This window comes from Pseudomonas sp. C9D1 (genome assembly GCF_056491235.1).
This window is the reverse complement of the sequence record NZ_JBSZIE010000002.1, coordinates 3943179-3959628: the sequence shown is the minus strand read 5'-3', so window position 1 is coordinate 3959628 and position 16450 is coordinate 3943179. Positions and strand designations below refer to the sequence as shown.

16 protein-coding genes are annotated in these 16450 nt (G+C 66.7%); 6 read left to right on the top strand and 10 right to left on the bottom strand.

Annotation, left to right across the window (positions count from 1 at the left end; translation table 11 throughout):
* Positions 1-6: 6 nt before the first annotated feature.
* Together ACXI0U_RS26145 and ACXI0U_RS26140 are read right to left on the bottom strand one after the other, a co-directional pair.
* Positions 7-759, bottom strand: a complete 753-nt coding sequence (locus tag ACXI0U_RS26145; protein ID WP_051241951.1) for a substrate-binding periplasmic protein — start codon at positions 757-759, stop codon at positions 7-9.
* Between the two features lie 246 nt (positions 760-1005).
* Complete coding sequence (locus ACXI0U_RS26140; protein ID WP_021222604.1) at positions 1006-1506, bottom strand: YgjP-like metallopeptidase domain-containing protein; 501 nt, start codon at positions 1504-1506, stop codon at positions 1006-1008.
* A 508-nt stretch (positions 1507-2014) separates the two neighbouring features.
* On the opposite strand from ACXI0U_RS26140, the gene ACXI0U_RS26135 reads away from it, so the two are divergent.
* Positions 2015-2701: a polysaccharide lyase family 7 protein gene (locus ACXI0U_RS26135; protein ID WP_431483200.1), complete on the top strand. Its 687-nt coding sequence runs from the start codon at positions 2015-2017 to the stop codon at positions 2699-2701.
* 82 nt (positions 2702-2783) lie between these two features.
* On the opposite strand, the gene fba is transcribed toward ACXI0U_RS26135, so the two are convergent.
* The 7 genes from fba to ACXI0U_RS26100 form a co-directional block, all read right to left on the bottom strand.
* On the bottom strand, positions 2784-3848 hold the full coding sequence (gene fba, locus ACXI0U_RS26130) for a class II fructose-bisphosphate aldolase (protein ID WP_021222606.1): 1065 nt from the start codon (positions 3846-3848) through the stop codon (positions 2784-2786).
* A gap of 150 nt (positions 3849-3998) precedes the next feature.
* Positions 3999-4316 (bottom strand): MliC family protein, encoded by a 318-nt coding sequence (locus ACXI0U_RS26125; RefSeq protein WP_184488443.1) that lies wholly within the window; start codon positions 4314-4316, stop codon positions 3999-4001.
* Positions 4317-4358: 42 nt separating this feature from the next.
* Positions 4359-4556 (bottom strand): hypothetical protein, encoded by a 198-nt coding sequence (locus ACXI0U_RS26120; protein ID WP_021222608.1) that lies wholly within the window; start codon positions 4554-4556, stop codon positions 4359-4361.
* An 80-nt stretch (positions 4557-4636) separates the two neighbouring features.
* Entirely contained in the window at positions 4637-5800 is a 1164-nt protein-coding gene (locus ACXI0U_RS26115; RefSeq protein WP_479551020.1) for a phosphoglycerate kinase, read from the bottom strand.
* Between the two features lie 5 nt (positions 5801-5805).
* Complete coding sequence (gene epd, locus ACXI0U_RS26110) at positions 5806-6873, bottom strand: erythrose-4-phosphate dehydrogenase (protein WP_021222610.1); 1068 nt, start codon at positions 6871-6873, stop codon at positions 5806-5808.
* 93 nt (positions 6874-6966) lie between these two features.
* Positions 6967-8964, bottom strand: coding sequence for a transketolase (gene tkt / locus ACXI0U_RS26105; protein WP_043240790.1), 1998 nt, complete (start codon positions 8962-8964; stop codon positions 6967-6969).
* A gap of 113 nt (positions 8965-9077) precedes the next feature.
* The gene (locus tag ACXI0U_RS26100; RefSeq protein ID WP_479551019.1) at positions 9078-10211 is read right to left on the bottom strand and encodes a TDT family transporter; all 1134 of its coding nucleotides are present in this window, start codon (positions 10209-10211) and stop codon (positions 9078-9080) included.
* Positions 10212-10317: 106 nt separating this feature from the next.
* On the opposite strand from ACXI0U_RS26100, the gene ACXI0U_RS26095 reads away from it, so the two are divergent.
* The 5 genes from ACXI0U_RS26095 (at position 10318) to ligB (ending at position 15980) form a co-directional block, all read left to right on the top strand.
* On the top strand, positions 10318-11199 hold the full coding sequence (locus ACXI0U_RS26095) for a LysR family transcriptional regulator (RefSeq protein ID WP_431483198.1): 882 nt from the start codon (positions 10318-10320) through the stop codon (positions 11197-11199).
* Positions 11200-11275: 76 nt separating this feature from the next.
* Positions 11276-12280, top strand: coding sequence for an ArsR/SmtB family transcription factor (locus ACXI0U_RS26090; protein ID WP_431483197.1), 1005 nt, complete (start codon positions 11276-11278; stop codon positions 12278-12280).
* A 12-nt stretch (positions 12281-12292) separates the two neighbouring features.
* Positions 12293-13483, top strand: coding sequence for a methionine adenosyltransferase (gene metK / locus ACXI0U_RS26085; RefSeq protein ID WP_431483196.1), 1191 nt, complete (start codon positions 12293-12295; stop codon positions 13481-13483).
* Between the two features lie 241 nt (positions 13484-13724).
* Positions 13725-13988, top strand: a complete 264-nt coding sequence (locus ACXI0U_RS26080) for a hypothetical protein (RefSeq protein ID WP_021218398.1) — start codon at positions 13725-13727, stop codon at positions 13986-13988.
* Between the two features lie 297 nt (positions 13989-14285).
* Positions 14286-15980, top strand: coding sequence for an NAD-dependent DNA ligase LigB (ligB, locus tag ACXI0U_RS26075; protein WP_431483195.1), 1695 nt, complete (start codon positions 14286-14288; stop codon positions 15978-15980).
* Here ligB and ACXI0U_RS26070 read toward each other — a convergent pair.
* A complete protein-coding gene (locus tag ACXI0U_RS26070; RefSeq protein WP_265170296.1) occupies positions 15974-16423 on the bottom strand; it encodes a c-type cytochrome in 450 nt (149 codons plus the stop codon). The two genes, ligB and ACXI0U_RS26070, sit on opposite strands and share 7 nt — an antisense overlap.
* Positions 16424-16450 lie beyond the last annotated feature (27 nt).

Sequence of the window (16450 nt, the reverse complement as noted above, 5' to 3'; positions counted from 1 at the left end):
ACCGCCTCAGGGGATGGTGACGCCGTGCCGGGTCGCCATCTCATCCAGCCGGCCGTCGCTGATCAGGCTGGCGAAGGCGCGGTCGAAGTCGGCACGCAAGGCCGCGTGGTCCTCGGTCCTGGGGAAGGCGAAGTAGCCATCCTGGATGTCGATGATCGGGAGCAGCTGGTGCACGGTGCCGCGCTCCAGGGCTTCGATGCGCGGCCGGGTGTTGCGCTCGTTGCTGGCCAGCAGGTCGATGCGCCCCAGCACCAGCATGCGCAGGGCGTTGTCGACGCTCTCGATGCTGTGCAGGTCCATCGCCTCGCGGCCTTCGTCGAAGTGGGGGCCGTAGGTCCAGCCACGGATGATGCCGACACGCCGGCCGGCCAGCGTGGCGTAGTCCCCTTTCCAATCGACATCCACGCCATCACGGGCATAGAACACGATGCGATCGCGATAGAAGGCGTGCTGGCTGAAGAGGAAATGCTGCTCGCGCTCCGGCGTGCGGTAGGGGCCGATCAGGATGTCCGCGCGCCCCTGCGCCACCATCTTCTGCGCCCGCGCCCAGGGGTAGACCTCGAAGCGCACCGAGTCGCCCATGCGCTGCGCCACCTCGCGCAGGACATCAGGGCCGAGGCCGATGAAACGGCCATCCAGGGTCTGCCCGAACAGGCGCGGGAACTCGGCTCCCACGGCCAGCCATTCGCGGGCCGACGCGAACGGCACGACCACCAGGCACAGCAGCACTGGACACAGCATCCGTAGGTAGCGGCTCATGCCCGCGAATACTCGACGACAGGAATGGGGCTTGAGCCTAGCAGGCTTTTTCTGCGCCAGGTGAGCCGGCAAAGCGGGGCTGCGGAGGGCCGACCGGAGCATTCGCCAAGGCCTTTGGGACACCGCCTACAGATGCACCCTGGAGCCGGGGCTATAGTCGGTCCCGTCATGCCCGCCTCAGGACTGCGCTTATCCTGCAGCCCTCCACAGCTGGGGTTGGGCATGACCCCCTCCCTCCTTACTCTCTCAATTCCCCTCGCCCAGCTCGCGCCAGATCAGGTAGAGCCGCAGATCGAACTCCAACTGGTGGTAACCCGGCAGCATGTGTTCACACAGCTGGTAGAAGGCCTTGTTGTGGTCGCGCTCGCGCAGGTGCGCCAGCTCGTGCACCACGATCATCCGCAGGAACTCGGGCGCCGCCTCCTTGAACAACGAGGCCACGCGGATCTCCTTCTTCGCCTTGAGCTTGCCGCCCTGCACGCGGGAGATCGCGGTGTGCAGCCCGAGGGCCTTCTGCACGATATCCAGCTTGTTGTCGTAGATCACCTTGTCGATGGCCGGCGCGTTGCGCAGGTGCTCCTGGCGCAGGGCATTGGTGTAGCCGTAGAGCGCCTTGTCGCTCTGCACCTCATGCCGCTCCGGGTAGCGCTTGGCGAGGTACTCGCCCAGGCGGCGCTGCTCGACCATCAGGCGCACCTGGTCCTGCAAATGGGCGGGGTAGGACTGGATGTAGCGAAGCGGGTTCATGGCAGATCGAAGCGGCAGAAAGAAAGCCGACATTCTACCGCCGGTGACACTATGCGACGCAGCCTGTCAGCGCAGCGGCAGACGCCCGGCGACCGTTCATCGGATGCCCTCGAAGCCCCTGCCCGCCCCCAGCGAAACGGGGTTGCCGCTGCGCTTACAAAAAAATGACGCCAATGATTCGGCGCAAGCCGCATTCCACCTGAAGGCGGCATTCCGGACATGAACCATCCGGTTAGTTTTTGCGATTGCACCTTGATGGCAAAGCTCGGTCCAGACGGCTTTTTGACAGGCCCGACGGCGACGATCGGTGATTAACAAGGGGCTTGCGCAACCCTATAAAGCGTTCCGCGAGACGGCGTAAATGCCTTCGGACGACACGGCAGCCCCCTGCCACTCCCTAGCTTTCACTTTTAGTTCGTGTGCAGTTGGCCGGATGCCGCAGTAAGTGATTACGTCTCGTGGATGAGATAGCACCCGACTGAAAGTTCTCTTAGAGAACTCAGTCAAAATGATCGATCTCGGAACCTGGAACCTCACCATCCCCGTCGGTAGCCCTTCGGTGACCATCGAAACCCCCGCCCTGATGGGCGGCTATCAGGACAACTACTTCAAGGCGGCCAACGGCACCCTGTTCTTCTGGACCCCGGTGAACGGCAGCGCCACCGCCAATGCCGTCTACCCGCGCAGCGAGCTGCGCGAGACCTACGCCAACGGCAAGCTGCGCAACTGGACCTATGGCGCCGCCGACAACTACATGAGCGCCAACCTGGCGGTCGGCCAGGTCCCGTCCACGGGCAAGATCGTCATCGGCCAGATCCACGCCTACGGCAGCACCAGCCCCCTGCTCAAGCTGGAGTACCAGTTCAAGACCAAGACCGGCACCGGCAACATCGTCGCCAAGGTGCGCAACACCCCCACCGACGAGGACGGCGCAGTGGTCACCCTGCTCAGCGGCGTGAAGCTCAACCAGCGTTTCACCTACGTCATCAACATGTCGCCCACCGGGCAGTTGAGCATCCTGGTCAACAGCACCCTGTTCACCCAGCAACTGGCTTCCAGCTGGGCGCCCAAGCCGCTGTACTTCAAGGCCGGGGTCTATGCCCAGGACAACGTCGGCGACGCCAGCGAAGCCGGCAGCGCCACCTTCTACAACCTGAAGCTCGAACACCGAGCCCTGGCGACCACCGCCCAGTAAGGAAACAGCATGTGGGTTCCAGGCCCCGAAAAGCAGAAAGCCCCGCGAATGCGGGGCTTTCCGTTTACAGCGAAGGGAAGACTCAGTTGACCTTGGCGGTCAGCTCACCCTTGGCGTAGCGCTGGTACATGCCTTCCAGGGAGATCGGCTTGATCTTCGAGGCGTTACCGGCGGTGCCGAAGGCTTCGTAGCGGGCGATGCAGATGTCACGCATGGCGACGATGGTCTTGGCGAAGAACTTGCGCGGGTCGAACTCGCTCGGCTGCTCGGCCATCATGCGGCGGATAGCACCGGTGGAAGCCAGGCGCAGGTCGGTGTCGATGTTGACCTTGCGCACGCCGTGCTTGATGCCTTCGACGATTTCCTCGACCGGCACGCCGTAGGTTTCCTTGATGTCGCCGCCGAACTCGTTGATCACCTTCAGCCACTCTTGCGGCACCGAAGAGGAGCCGTGCATCACCAGGTGGGTGTTGGGGATGCGCTTGTGGATTTCCTTGATGCGCTCGATGGAGAGCACGTCGCCGGTCGGCGGCTTGGTGAACTTGTAGGCGCCGTGGCTGGTGCCGATGGCGATGGCCAGGGCATCGACCTGGGTCTTCTTGACGAAGTCCGCAGCCTCTTCCGGATCGGTCAGCAGCTGGCTGTGATCCAGCACGCCCTCGGCGCCGACGCCGTCTTCTTCGCCGGCCATGCCGGTTTCCAGGCTGCCCAGGCAACCCAGTTCGCCTTCCACGGACACGCCGCAGGCGTGGGCGAAGGCTACGGTCTGCTGAGTCACGCGGACGTTGTAGTCGTAGTCGGCCGGGGTCTTGCCGTCTTCACGCAGGGAGCCGTCCATCATCACCGAGGAAAAGCCCAGCTGGATGGAGCGCTGGCACACGTCCGGGCTGGTGCCGTGGTCCTGGTGCATGCACACCGGGATGTGCGGGAATTCTTCGATGGCCGCGAGGATCAGGTGGCGCAGGAAGGGCGCGCCGGCGTATTTGCGGGCACCGGCGGAAGCCTGGACGATCACCGGGGAATCGGTCTTGTCGGCCGCTTCCATGATGGCGCGCATCTGTTCCAGGTTGTTGACGTTGAAGGCCGGGACGCCGTAGCCGAATTCGGCGGCGTGGTCCAGCATCTGGCGCATGCTGATGAGTGCCATGGTGTTTCAGTCTCCCGAGTGGGTGGGCATTCGAAATGCGAAGCCTGCCGCAGGGGCAGGCCATGTTCAAGTTCCATGAAGGACGGCGAACGTCCTCCCGTAAAAACCGGCCGGCGATGAAGCCGGCCCGGTGAAATCATCGGCGCCGGTTCAGGGCGCCTTGCAGCCGCGGCCGATCAGGTCATCGGTGGCGACCCAGTAGACCAGCCCTTCGTCACCCTTGGTGTGGAAGGCCAGGCGGCTGTCGCTATAGAGCACGCCGGACCCCGAAGGTTCTCGGGTCAGGCGGTAGACGATATCGCCACCGCCCAGGCGCAGGTCCACCTGCTCCTGGTTGGCATCGGCGAAGCGCCACAGCACCTCGGCCTGGCTGTCGCAGACCCAGCGGGTCCACTCGTCGGCCGGCGCCTGGGCGCCCGCACAGCCGCCCAGCGCCAACAGCGCCGCGAGGGCGAACATGCCTTTCATCCTTTCACTCCCTTGGCCAGAAGGCCGTTCACCCGCAACGGGTCATGGACAGTGCTGCTCCTGGCTGCCGTTGACGGTGGGGTCACCGCTGCTCTGGGCCTCGACGCGCTGGTCATCCTGGGATTGCGGCAGGATGACCTGGGGCGGGCTCATCACCTCGCAGGTGGACGGCGCGGAAGCACCGCCCGCACAGCCGGCGAGCATCGCGAACAACGACAGCAGGATCAGGTTGGTACGCATGGCGGCAACTCCTTTTCTCGGGTCCTGTTCAAGGGACCACGAGCCACCGCCATGGTTTAGCCGCTATTTCAGGCCCTGGTTCAGGCCTTGGCGCGTTGCTCCAGCACTTCAACGGCCGGCAGCACCTTGCCCTCGACGAACTCGAGGAACGCACCACCGCCAGTGGAAATATAGGAGATGCGCTCGCCCACGCCGTACTTGTCGATGGCGGCCAGGGTGTCGCCACCGCCAGCGATGGAGAAGGCCGGGCTCTCGGCGATGGCCTGGGCCAGTACCTGGGTGCCGTTGCCGAACTGGTCGAACTCGAACACGCCTACCGGGCCGTTCCAGAGGATGGTCTTCGACGACTTCAGCAGCTCGGCGAACTGGGCGGCGGTCTGCGGGCCGATGTCGAGGATCATGTCGTCGTCGGCGACGTCGCCGATGGCCTTGACGGTGGCTTCGGCGGTTTCGGCGAATTCCTTGGCCACCACCACGTCAACCGGCAGCGGCACGCTGACCTTGGCGGCGATGGCGCGGGCGGTTTCCAGCAGGTCGGCTTCGTGCAGGGACTTGCCCACCTTGTAGCCGGCAGCGGCGAGGAAGGTGTTGGCGATGCCGCCACCGACGATCAACTGGTCGCAGATCTGGCTCAGCGAGTTGAGCACGTCGAGCTTGGTGGAGACCTTGGAGCCGGCGACGATGGCCGCCATCGGGCGGGCCGGGTTGCCCAGGGCCAGGCCCAGGGCTTCCAGTTCGGCGGCCAGCAGCGGGCCGGCAGCGGCGACCTTGGCGAACTTGGCCACGCCGTGGGTCGAGCCCTCGGCGCGGTGGGCGGTGCCGAAGGCGTCCATCACGAAGACGTCGCACAGGGCGGCGTACTTCTGCGCCAGCTCGTCGGCGTTCTTCTTCTCGCCCTTGTTGAAGCGCACGTTCTCGAACAGCACCACCTGGCCGGGGGCGACATCGACGCCGTCCAGGTAGTCGGCCACCAGGGGCACGTCACGGCCCAGGGCCTTGGCCAGGTACTCGGCCACCAGCGCGAGGCTGTTCTCTGCGGAGAATTCACCTTCGGTGGGACGACCCAGGTGCGAGCAGACCATTACCGCCGCGCCCTTCTCCAGTGCCAGCTTGATGGTCGGCAGGGAGGCGAGGATGCGCGCATCGCTCTTCACGACACCGTCCTTCACCGGGACGTTGAGGTCTTCGCGAATCAGTACGCGCTTACCCTGGAGGTCGAGGTCGGTCATTTTCAACACGGTCATGGGGGTCAGTCCTTCACGGGGCTGGATGTTGTGGAAGCAGCGGAAACCCGCAGATAGTGGCCTGCGGTGTCGAGCATGCGGTTGGCGAAGCCCCATTCGTTGTCGAACCAGGCCAGCAGGTTGACCAGGCGCGGGCCGGACACGCGGGTCTGGCTGCCGTCGACGATGGCGGAATGGGGGTCGTGGTTGAAATCACAGCTGGCGTGGGGCAGCTCGGTGTAGGCCAGCAGGCCCTTGAGCGGGCCGCTTTCGGCAGCCTCGCGCAGCACGCGGTTGATCTCGGCGGCACTGGTGTCCCGCGCGGTCTGCAGGGTGATGTCGAGGCAGGACACGTTCACCGTCGGCACGCGGATGGCCTTGGCCTGGATGCGCCCGGTCAGTTCCGGCAACAGGCGCTCGATACCCCGGGCCAGGCCGGTGGAGACCGGAATCACCGACTGGAAGGCCGAACGCGTGCGGCGCAGGTCTTCGTGGTGATAGGCGTCGATTACGGGCTGGTCGTTCATCGCGGAGTGAATGGTGGTGATGGAGACGTACTCCAGACCCACCGACTCATCGAGAAGTTTCAGCAGGGGCACACCGCAGTTGGTGGTGCAGGAGGCGTTGGAGACCAGGGTCTCGGTGCCGACCAGGCTGTCCTGGTTGACGCCATAGACGATGGTGGCGTCGATATCCGCCTCGCTGGCCATGGGCTGGGAGAACAGCACCCGGGGCGCGCCGGCCCGCAGGAAGCGCTCGGCCTGGGCACGGTTGGTGTACTGGCCGGAGCACTCGAGCACCAGGTCGACGCCCAGCGCCGCCCAGTCGATCCCCTCGGGCGATGGGTTGCGCAGCACCTTCACGCAGTCGCCGTTGATGTGCAGGCAGTCGCCATCGACCTTCACGTCACCTGGGAAGCGGCCGTGGGTGGAGTCGAAGCGCGTCAGGTACTCGATGCTGGCCTGATCGGCCAGGTCATTGAGGGCGACGATCTCGAAGCCATCACGCCCGCCGCGCTCATGCAGGGCACGCAGGACGCAACGACCGATACGACCGTAGCCGTTCAGGGCAACGCGGAAGGGAGTGCTGGGCATCTGATCGCGAAGAGCTTGAAGCCGGAAGCTTGAAGCCGGAAGAAGAGCACACGGGGCACTCCAGCTTCCAGCTTCCGGCTCTCGGCTTCCGGCTCAGTCCTCCAACAGTTCTTCAGCAGTGGCGACGACGTTCTCGACGGTGAAGCCGAAGTGCTCGAACAGGGCCGGGGCCGGGGCGGATTCGCCGAAGCTGGTCATGCCGATCACGCGGCCTTCCAGGCCCACGTACTTGTACCAGTAGTCGGCATGGGCGGCTTCGATGGCGATGCGCGCACCGACTTCCAGCGGCAGCACGGACTGCTTGTAGGCGGCGTCCTGCTGGTCGAACAGGCTGGTGGACGGCATGGAGACGACGCGGACCTTGCGGCCAGCGGCGGTCAGTTGGTCGAACGCCTGCACCGCCAGGCCGACTTCCGAGCCGGTGGCGATGAGGATCAGTTCCGGCTCGCCGTCGCAGTCCTTGAGCACGTAGCCGCCACGGGCGACATTGGCCAGCTGGGCCGCATCGCGTGCCTGGTGAGGCAGGTTCTGGCGCGAGAAGATCAGCGCGCTCGGGCCGTCCTTGCGCTCGATGGCCGCCTTCCAGGCCACGGCGGATTCCACCGCGTCAGCGGGGCGCCAGGTGTCCAGGTTCGGGGTGCTGCGCAGGCTGGTCAGCTGCTCGATCGGCTGGTGGGTCGGGCCGTCTTCGCCCAGGCCGATGGAGTCGTGGGTGAAGACGTAGAGCACGCGCTGCTTCATCAGGGCGGACATGCGCACGGCGTTGCGGGCGTATTCCATGAAGATCAGGAAGGTCGCGCCGTAGGGGATGAAACCGCCGTGCAGGGCGACGCCGTTCATGATGGCGCTCATGCCGAACTCGCGCACGCCGTAGAACATGTAGTTGCCGGCGGCGTCTTCGGCGGAAACGCCCTTGCAGCCTTTCCACAGGGTCAGGTTGGAGCCGGCCAGGTCGGCGGAGCCACCGAGGAACTCGGGCAGCAGCGGGCCGAAGGCGTTCAGGGCGTTCTGGCTGGCCTTGCGGCTGGCGATGGTCTCGCCCTTAGCGGCGACTTCGGCGATGTAGGCGGCAGCCTGGGTGGCGAAGTCGGCGGGCAGCTCGCCCTTCACGCGGCGCTGGAATTCAGCGGCCAGCTCGGGGTGGGCGGCGGCGTAGGCGGCGAAGCGCTCGTTCCAGGCGGCTTCACGGGCGGCGCCGGCTTCCTTGGCGCTCCACTCGGCGTAGATGTCGGCCGGGATTTCGAAGGGCGCGTGGTTCCAGCCCAGGTTGGCGCGGGTCAGGGCGATCTCGTCGTTGCCCAGGGCAGCGCCGTGGCACTCTTCCTTGCCCTGCTTGTTGGGCGAGCCGAAGCCGATGATGGTCTTGCAGCAGATCAGGGTCGGCTGCGCGCTCTTGCGAGCGGTCTCGATGGCGGTGCGGATCTCGTCGGCGTCATGGCCGTCGACATTGCGGATCACCTGCCAGCCGTAGGCTTCGAAGCGCTTCGGGGTGTCGTCGGTGAACCAGCCATGGACTTCGCCATCGATGGAGATGCCGTTGTCGTCGTAGAAGGCGATCAGCTTGCCCAGGCCCAGGGTGCCGGCCAGGGAGCAGACCTCGTGGGAGATGCCTTCCATCATGCAGCCGTCGCCGAGGAAGGCGTAGGTGAAGTGGTTGACGATCTCGTGGCCTTCGCGGTTGAACTGCGCACCCAGCACCTTCTCGGCGAGGGCGAAGCCCACGGCGTTGGCGATGCCCTGGCCCAGCGGGCCGGTGGTGGTCTCGACGCCGGCGGTGTAGCCGTATTCCGGGTGGCCCGGGGTGCGGCTGTGCAGCTGGCGGAAGTTCTTCAGGTCGTCGACGGTGACGTCATAGCCGCTGAGGTGCAGCAGCGAGTAGATCAGCATCGAGCCGTGGCCGTTGGACAGCACGAAACGGTCGCGGTCGGCCCACTGCGGGTTGTTCGGGTTGTGCTGCAGGTAATCCCGCCACAGCACTTCGGCGATATCGGCCATGCCCATGGGGGCGCCGGGGTGGCCGCTGTTGGCTTTCTGCACCGCATCCATGCTGAGGGCACGAATGGCATTGGCACGCTCACGACGGCTGGGCATCGCTGATCTCCTGCGGGTCTGAAAAGACGCTGAACGAAAAAAGGCGGCTATTTTCGCCCAGCGGGCAGGCATCGGGCAATGACAGATGGTCGAAGATGCGCCTCCTTGTCCTTTCAGCCCCGCGCCGGGCCCGTCAGCGGGCACAGGCAGGGCGCGCGGAACAGCTCGCCATGCCAGGCACCGGCCAGGGTGCGACGCATCACCAGCAGCCAGACGGCGGCCAGTTGCAGCGCCAGCAGGGCACCGACGGCGCCAAAGAACACCAGGCCGGTCTGCCGCTGCAACTCGAAAGTGGCCAGGGCGAACACACCCAGCGGGAAGGTAAAGCCCCACCAGCCCAGGTTGAAGGCCATGCGCTGGCGAATGTAGCGGCGGGTGAACAGGCAGGCCGTCACCCACCACCAGAAGCCTGCGCCCCAGAGCGCCAGCCCGCCCACCAGGCCGATGCCCGGCAGCAGCTCAGCCAGGCCCTGCAGGGGCGAACCGGCGAGTGCGTCCGGCGCTGCATGCCCTAGCGCCAGCAGCCCCAGGCAGCCGGTGGCCAGGGGGCCCAAAGGCAGCCAGCTGGTGGCGGCGAAATCGGTATCCGGCAGCTTGTGCAGGGCCAGGCGCAGCAGCACCAGGGTGATCAGCGAGAAGGCCAGGGTCATCGACAGGCCCCACAGCAGGTAGCCCATCACCAGCAGCAGGCGCGCGTCGGCGGCATCCAGGTGCGGGGCGATGACGCCCGCGCTGGCGGCAGCCACCTCGGGCGCGACGATGGGCAGCAGCCAGACGGCGGTGAGCTTCTCAAGCGCATGCTCCTGGCGGGTGAACATCAGGTAGGGCACCAGCAGCGCCGCGCCCAGGGCCAGGGCCACGTCCAGCCACCAGAGGCCATGGGCCACGGCATAGGCGGTGGCGCCCCAGTGCGGGCCGCCATAGAGCACCAGGCCGTTGACCAGGGTGGCCAGGCCCATGGGGATGGCGCCGAGGAACATCGACTGCACCGGGTGCGCCAGCATCGGCTCGATGGTGTCCGGGTGCAGCAGCAGGCGCGCCAGGAACAGCCCGGCACAGGTGGCGAACAGCAGGGCATTGAACAACCACAGGGCCTCGCCGAGGCGGTGTAGCAGCGGCACCTGCCAGGGCAGCGTGCCCAGCACCAGGGCCAGCACACCGGTGCCCATGGTCACGGCGAACCAGCCGGGGATGAAATGGCGCACCAGGGCGCGAGGGTCGGAAAGGCGGGTCATTGGGCGAGGCATGGTGGCTCCGGTCGGGTGGTCCCGTTGCAGACGATGACTGCACAGTAGATCCGCCACGTGCTATACGAAAAATACATCCTTGATATGCACGACATGCCTTTTATTTATGAATCTCCATCACCTCAAGGTTTTCCTCGCCGTGGCCGAGAGCGGCAGCATCAGCGGCGGTGCCGAGCGCCTGCACATCAGCCAGCCGGCGGTCACCCGTGAAGTGCGTGAACTGGAAGCCCGCCTCGGGATCACCCTCTTCGACCGTCAGCCCCGCGGCGTGACCCTGACCGAAGGCGGCCTGCGCCTGCACCGCTATGCGCAACGCATCTTCGCCCTGGAACAGGCCGCCGAGGCGGACCTGCGCAGCTTCGCCGGCCTCGACGACGGCGAACTGCGCCTGGGCGCCAGCGCCACCCTGGGCAGCTATCTGTTGCCCGACCTGATCGCCCGCTTCCATGCCCGGCACCCGGAAATCCGCGTGGATCTGCAGGTCAGCAACACCCGCGAGATCACCCAGGCGCTGGCCGACGAACGCATCACCCTGGGCTTCGTCGAGGGCGACTTCGATCGCACCACCCATGCTTTCCAGCTGCTGGAACGCGATCGCCTGCTCCCGGTCTGTAGCCCCACCCACGCCCTGGCGGACCGAGGCTGCCTGGCCGCGGCCGAGCTGGCCGGCCAGGCGTTGTACCTGCGCGAGGAGGGCTCGGGCACCCGCGCCAGCATCGAGCAGGCCTATGCCCAACAAGGCTTGGAGGTGCGGGCGCGCATGGCCATCGCCAGCACCGAAGCGCTGAAGCGCCTGGTGCGCGACGGCCAGGGCATCGCCTGGCTGTCCCAGCGGGTCATCGACGACGACCTCGCTGCCGGTCACCTGGTCGCCCTTGAGGTGGAAGACCTGCGCATCGAGCGCGAACTGCACCTGCTGTGGCACCCGACCCGCACCCTGAGCCCCGCACCAGCGGCGTTCCTGGCGGCGATCCTGGACAAAAAATAACCACCTATCGGCAATATCAAAACTTTTTGATATTGCCGTTGCGAGCGGTTGGAGCGGGGACTAGACTGCGCTCCCTATGAACCTGCGCGTACCCCAGATCCGCCACGACGACTGCGATGAGCTGGCCGCACTGTGCAAGGCCGGGGGCGACCCCCTGCGCCTGAACGTGCTGCGCGCCCTGGCCAACGACTCATTCGGGGTGCTGGAGCTGGCGCAGATCTTCGCCACCGGTCAGTCCGGCATGAGCCATCACCTCAAGGTGCTGTCCCAAGCAGGGCTGGTGGCCACGCGCCGCGAAGGCAACGCAATCTTCTACCGCCGCGCCATCGCCCGGGGCGAGCGCTTCGGCGGCACCCTGCACGGGGCGCTGCTGGACGAGGTGGACAGCCTGCAGCTGCCACTGGACGTACTGGCGCGGATCGCCGAGGTGCATGCCCAGCGCGAGGCGGTGAGCCGCGAGTTCTTCGCCCGCTCGGCGGAGAAATTCCAGGCCCAGCAGGACCTGATCGCCGGCCTGCCGCAGTACCGCGACAGCGTGCTGGCCCTGCTGGATGCACTGAACCTGCCGGCCAGCGCCTGCGCCCTGGAAGTGGGCCCGGGCGACGGGGGTTTCCTTCCCGACCTGGCCCGACGCTTTGCCCGCGTCACCGCGCTGGACAACAGCCCGGCGATGCTGGAACTGGCGCGCAGCCGTTGCGCCACCGAAGGATTGGGCAACGTCGAGCTCAAGCTCGCCGACGCCCTGGATGACGAACACGAGGCCGCCGACTGCGTGGTGCTGAACATGGTCCTGCACCATTTCGCCGCCCCGGCCGAGGCCCTGAAGCAGCTGGCTCACCACCTCCTTCCGGGGGGCAGCCTGCTGATCACCGAGTTGTGCAGCCACAACCAGAGCTGGGCCAGGGAGGCCTGCGGCGATCTCTGGCTCGGCTTCGAACAGGACGACCTGGCCCAGTGGGCCGGCGCCGCAGGGCTTGCGCCCGGCGAGAGCCTCTACATTGGTTTAAGAAACGGCTTTCAGATTCAGGTGCGGCACTTCGCCAAGCCGGATTCGAGAAGCGAACTCACCCACCGGTATTAAAGGAACCGTTAGATGAGCGAATACTCCCTCTTTACCTCCGAATCCGTCTCTGAAGGCCATCCGGACAAGATTGCCGACCAGATCTCCGATGCCGTCCTCGACGCCATCATCGAGCAGGACAAGCACGCCCGCGTGGCTGTGGAAACCCTGGTCAAGACCGGTGTCGCCATCGTCGCCGGTGAAGTCACCACCAGCGCCTGGGTCGACCTCGAGCAGATCGTCCGCGACGTCATCTGCGACATCGGCTACACCAGCTCCGACGTCGGCTTCGACGGCGCCACCTGCGGCGTGATGAACATCATTGGCAAGCAGTCCCCGGACATCAACCAGGGCGTCGACCGCGCCAAGCCGGAAGACCAGGGCGCCGGTGACCAGGGCCTGATGTTCGGCTACGCCAGCAACGAAACCGACGTGCTGATGCCGGCCCCGATCCGCTTCTCCCACGCCCTGGTCGAGCGCCAGGCCGAAGCCCGCAAGTCCGGCCTGCTGCCGTGGCTGCGCCCGGACGCCAAGTCCCAGGTCACCTGCCAGTACGCGAACGGCAAAGTGGTCGGCATCGACGCCGTGGTGCTGTCCACCCAGCACAACCCGGAAGTCTCGCTGGCCGACCTGCGCGAAGCGGTGATGGAACTGATCATCAAGCACAGCCTGCCCGCCGAGCTGCTGCACAAGGACACCCAGTTCCACATCAACCCGACCGGCAACTTCGTGATCGGCGGCCCGGTGGGCGACTGCGGCCTGACCGGTCGCAAGATCATCGTCGACTCCTACGGCGGCATGGCCCGTCACGGTGGCGGCGCCTTCTCCGGCAAGGACCCGTCCAAGGTCGACCGCTCCGCTGCCTACGCCGGCCGCTACGTCGCCAAGAACATCGTTGCGGCCGGCCTGGCCGAGCGCTGCGAGATCCAGGTCTCCTACGCCATCGGCGTGGCACTGCCCACCTCCATCTCGATCAACACCTTCGGCACCCACAAGATCGCCGAAGAGAAGATCATCCAACTGGTGCGCGAAGTGTTCGACCTGCGTCCCTACGCCATCACCAAGATGCTCGACCTGCTGCATCCGATGTACCGCGAAACCGCGGCCTACGGCCACTTCGGCCGCACCCCGGAGCAGAAGACCGTCGGCAACGACAGCTTCAGCACCTTCACCTGGGAGAAGACCGACAAGGTCGACGCCCTGCGTGCCGCCGCCGGCCTGTAAGGTCCCGCGATACGAAAAAGCCCGGCCCAGTGCCGGGCTTTTTCATGTGCACGGCCCCACTCTGGCGGCCCCGGATGGAGTGGCACGCCAACCACTTGCCGCATTCGTGAATCGGTCGAGTTTTCCCCTGCCCCCCGCATAGGCACCGCTGCTAGAATCCGCGCCCTCTCGCCCCTCCCTCACGGATGACTCAAGCGCCCGGGGCGAGCAAGCATTGGCGCTGGAGCCCAAGGAGATACCCATGCGCATCACGTCCATTCTTCCCGCCGCCCTGTTCGCAGCCCTGTTCGCCGCCCAGGCGCAGGCCGTCGACCTGGGCAACCCCCTGGGCGACAAGCTCAGCAAGGGCTGCGAGGAAAAGAGCGCGGAAGCACAGGCCAAGCTGGATGAGGCCAAGAAAGAACAGAGCGGCCTGGGTTCCAGCCTGCTCGGCTCGGTGGCCGACAAGGCCGAGAAGCAACTGTCCGAAGGCTGCGAGAAACTCGACGAAGCCCAGAAAGGCTGAGTCGCGGGGGCCGGCGCGAGTCGGCCCTTCCTGTCAGCCAGCGCCCCACGCCCACCTTCCCCGACGCAACGCCCACCGCTCGGATCCGCCGCTTTAGCGCCCCGCCCTATGCCGCCGCCCATCACGGTAGCCGGCTCCAGTCCCGCCAGTTTTGTTCCCATCCAGGCGCCCTGCCGCCTTCCGTGGCTCAACACACACCCGCCTGCCGCCCAGGCACTCGCCCAAAGCGAAGCCACCAAGGATGTTCTGCTACCTCCTTTCGGGCATGGAGCCCGTCCCACCCGCACGGAGGCCCGCATGCCCACTCCCCTGCCCACCCGCCTGCTCACCCTGATCCTTTGCCTGCCCGTCTTCGCCCTCGCTGATTGCCCAGTCTGGAGCGATGCCCGCGCCGAGCGCGAACTGCTTGCCCTGCACAAACAATTGACCGGCTGGGAACACAGCTACCACCGCGACCGCCTGTCACCCATCCCCGACGAAATCTACGACCAGGTGCGTGCGCGCTTCGCCGAACTGCGCCAGTGCTTCCCCGCTGCCGCCGTGGAAGACACCAAGCCATTGGCTGGCGTCGATGGCAAGCACCCGCACCCCGTGGCCCAGACCGGCCTCGACAAGCTCGCAGGCGCCAAGGCCCTGCAGGACTGGATGCGCACCCGCAACGACCTGTGGGTGCAACCCAAGGTGGACGGCGTGGCGGTCACCCTGGTCTACCGGGCCGGGCGCCTGCAGCAGGCCATCAGCCGGGGCGACGGCGAGCGCGGCGAGGACTGGACCGCCAACGCCCGGCGCATCCCCGCCATTCCCGAGCGCCTCACCACCTCCAGCGACCTGTTGTTGCAAGGCGAGCTCTACTGGCAGCTCCCCGGGCACATCCAGGCCCAGGCCGGCAGCCGAGGCGCACGCGGCACGGTTGCCGGGCTCATGGCCAGGCACAACCTGGGCGCGGAGGAGGCCCGGGGCATCGGCCTGTTCATCTGGGACTGGCCCGGTGGGCCGGAGGGCATGCTGCAGCGCCTGGACGGCCTGGCGCGCCTGGGCTTCACCGATACCCAGCGCTACACCCTGCCGGTACGGGACGCCGAGCAGGTGGCCCAATGGCGCGAACGCTGGTACCGCAGCGCCCTGCCCTTCGCCAGCGACGGCGTGGTGATCCGCCAGGGCGGGGCGCCTGCCGCGCACACCAGGCAGGCGCGACCTCCGCACTGGGCCATCGCCTGGAAATACCCCTTCGCCCAGGCCCTGGCCGAGGTGCGGCGGGTGGAGTTTCTCGTCGGTCGCACCGGCCGCGTTACCCCGCGCCTGCTGCTGTCAGCGGTGACCCTGGATGATCGGCGCATCCAGCGCGTCAGCCTGGGTTCACTGGAGCATTGGCGCGACCTGGATATCCGCCCCGGTGACCAGGTGGCCATCGCCCTGGCCGGGCTGACCATTCCGCGCCTGGAATCGGTGGTGCTGCGCGCCAGCGAGCGTGTGACCCTGGAGGTGCCGGACCAGACGGCCCTGCACGCCCTCAGCTGCTGGCGGCCAACACCGGGCTGCCAGGCGCAATTCCTCGCCCGGCTGGAGTGGCTGTCCGGCCGCGGTGGCCTGGCCATGCGCGGTGTCGGTCCGGGCACCTGGGAGCGCCTGCTGGCGGCCGGCAAGCTGGACGGCCTGCTGGATTGGCTGGAGCTGGAAGCCGAGGAGCTGCAGGGCATCCCCGGGTTTGCCCAGCGCAACGCCGCGCGCTTCAGCCAGGCGAGCGCCACGGCGAAACGCCAGGGTTTCCAGCGCTGGCTCAAGGCCCTGGGCCTGCCACCCAGCGGCGATGCGCCACTGGATGGTGGCTGGGAGCAACTGGCACGCCGCACACAGGCCGAGTGGCAAGCCACCCCGGGCCTGGGACCGGTCCGCGCACAGCAGCTGGAAGCGTTTTTCCGCCACCCGGAGGTGCAGGCCCTGCGCGAACGCCTGGCGGCGGCGGGCGTCGAGGGCTTCGCTCCGCCTCAGTAGGCGCGGAATTCCTTGTGGCACGCCTCGCAGGCGTCCTCAGCCTTCTGCACCAGCGGCGCCATGGCGTCCGGGTCCAGCGGGCGGGTTGCACTGGCGGCGGCGAGCTGGCCGGTGGCGGCTTCCAGTTCGCGGGCCAGGGTCTGGAAACGCTCCTGGCGCTGCCAGACTTCGTCACGGGCGTCGCTGTCGCCTTCGTCACGCACCTTGGGGAAGTGCTGCCAAGGCTGGTGGGACAGCTGGTCGAGCTTCACCGCGTTCTCGGCGAATTTCTGCTCGTTGAAGTCGACACGGCCACGCAGCATGCCGCCCATGTCTTCACTGGTGTGCAGCATCTGCTTGAAGATCGCCTGGCGTTTGCCCAGGGGCGAATTGGGGTCGACACCGCCGCAAGCGGCGAGCGTCAGGCAGGCGGATAGCAGGATCAGGACAGTCGTTCTTTTCATGGCGAATCACGGGGTACTACGGCGGGC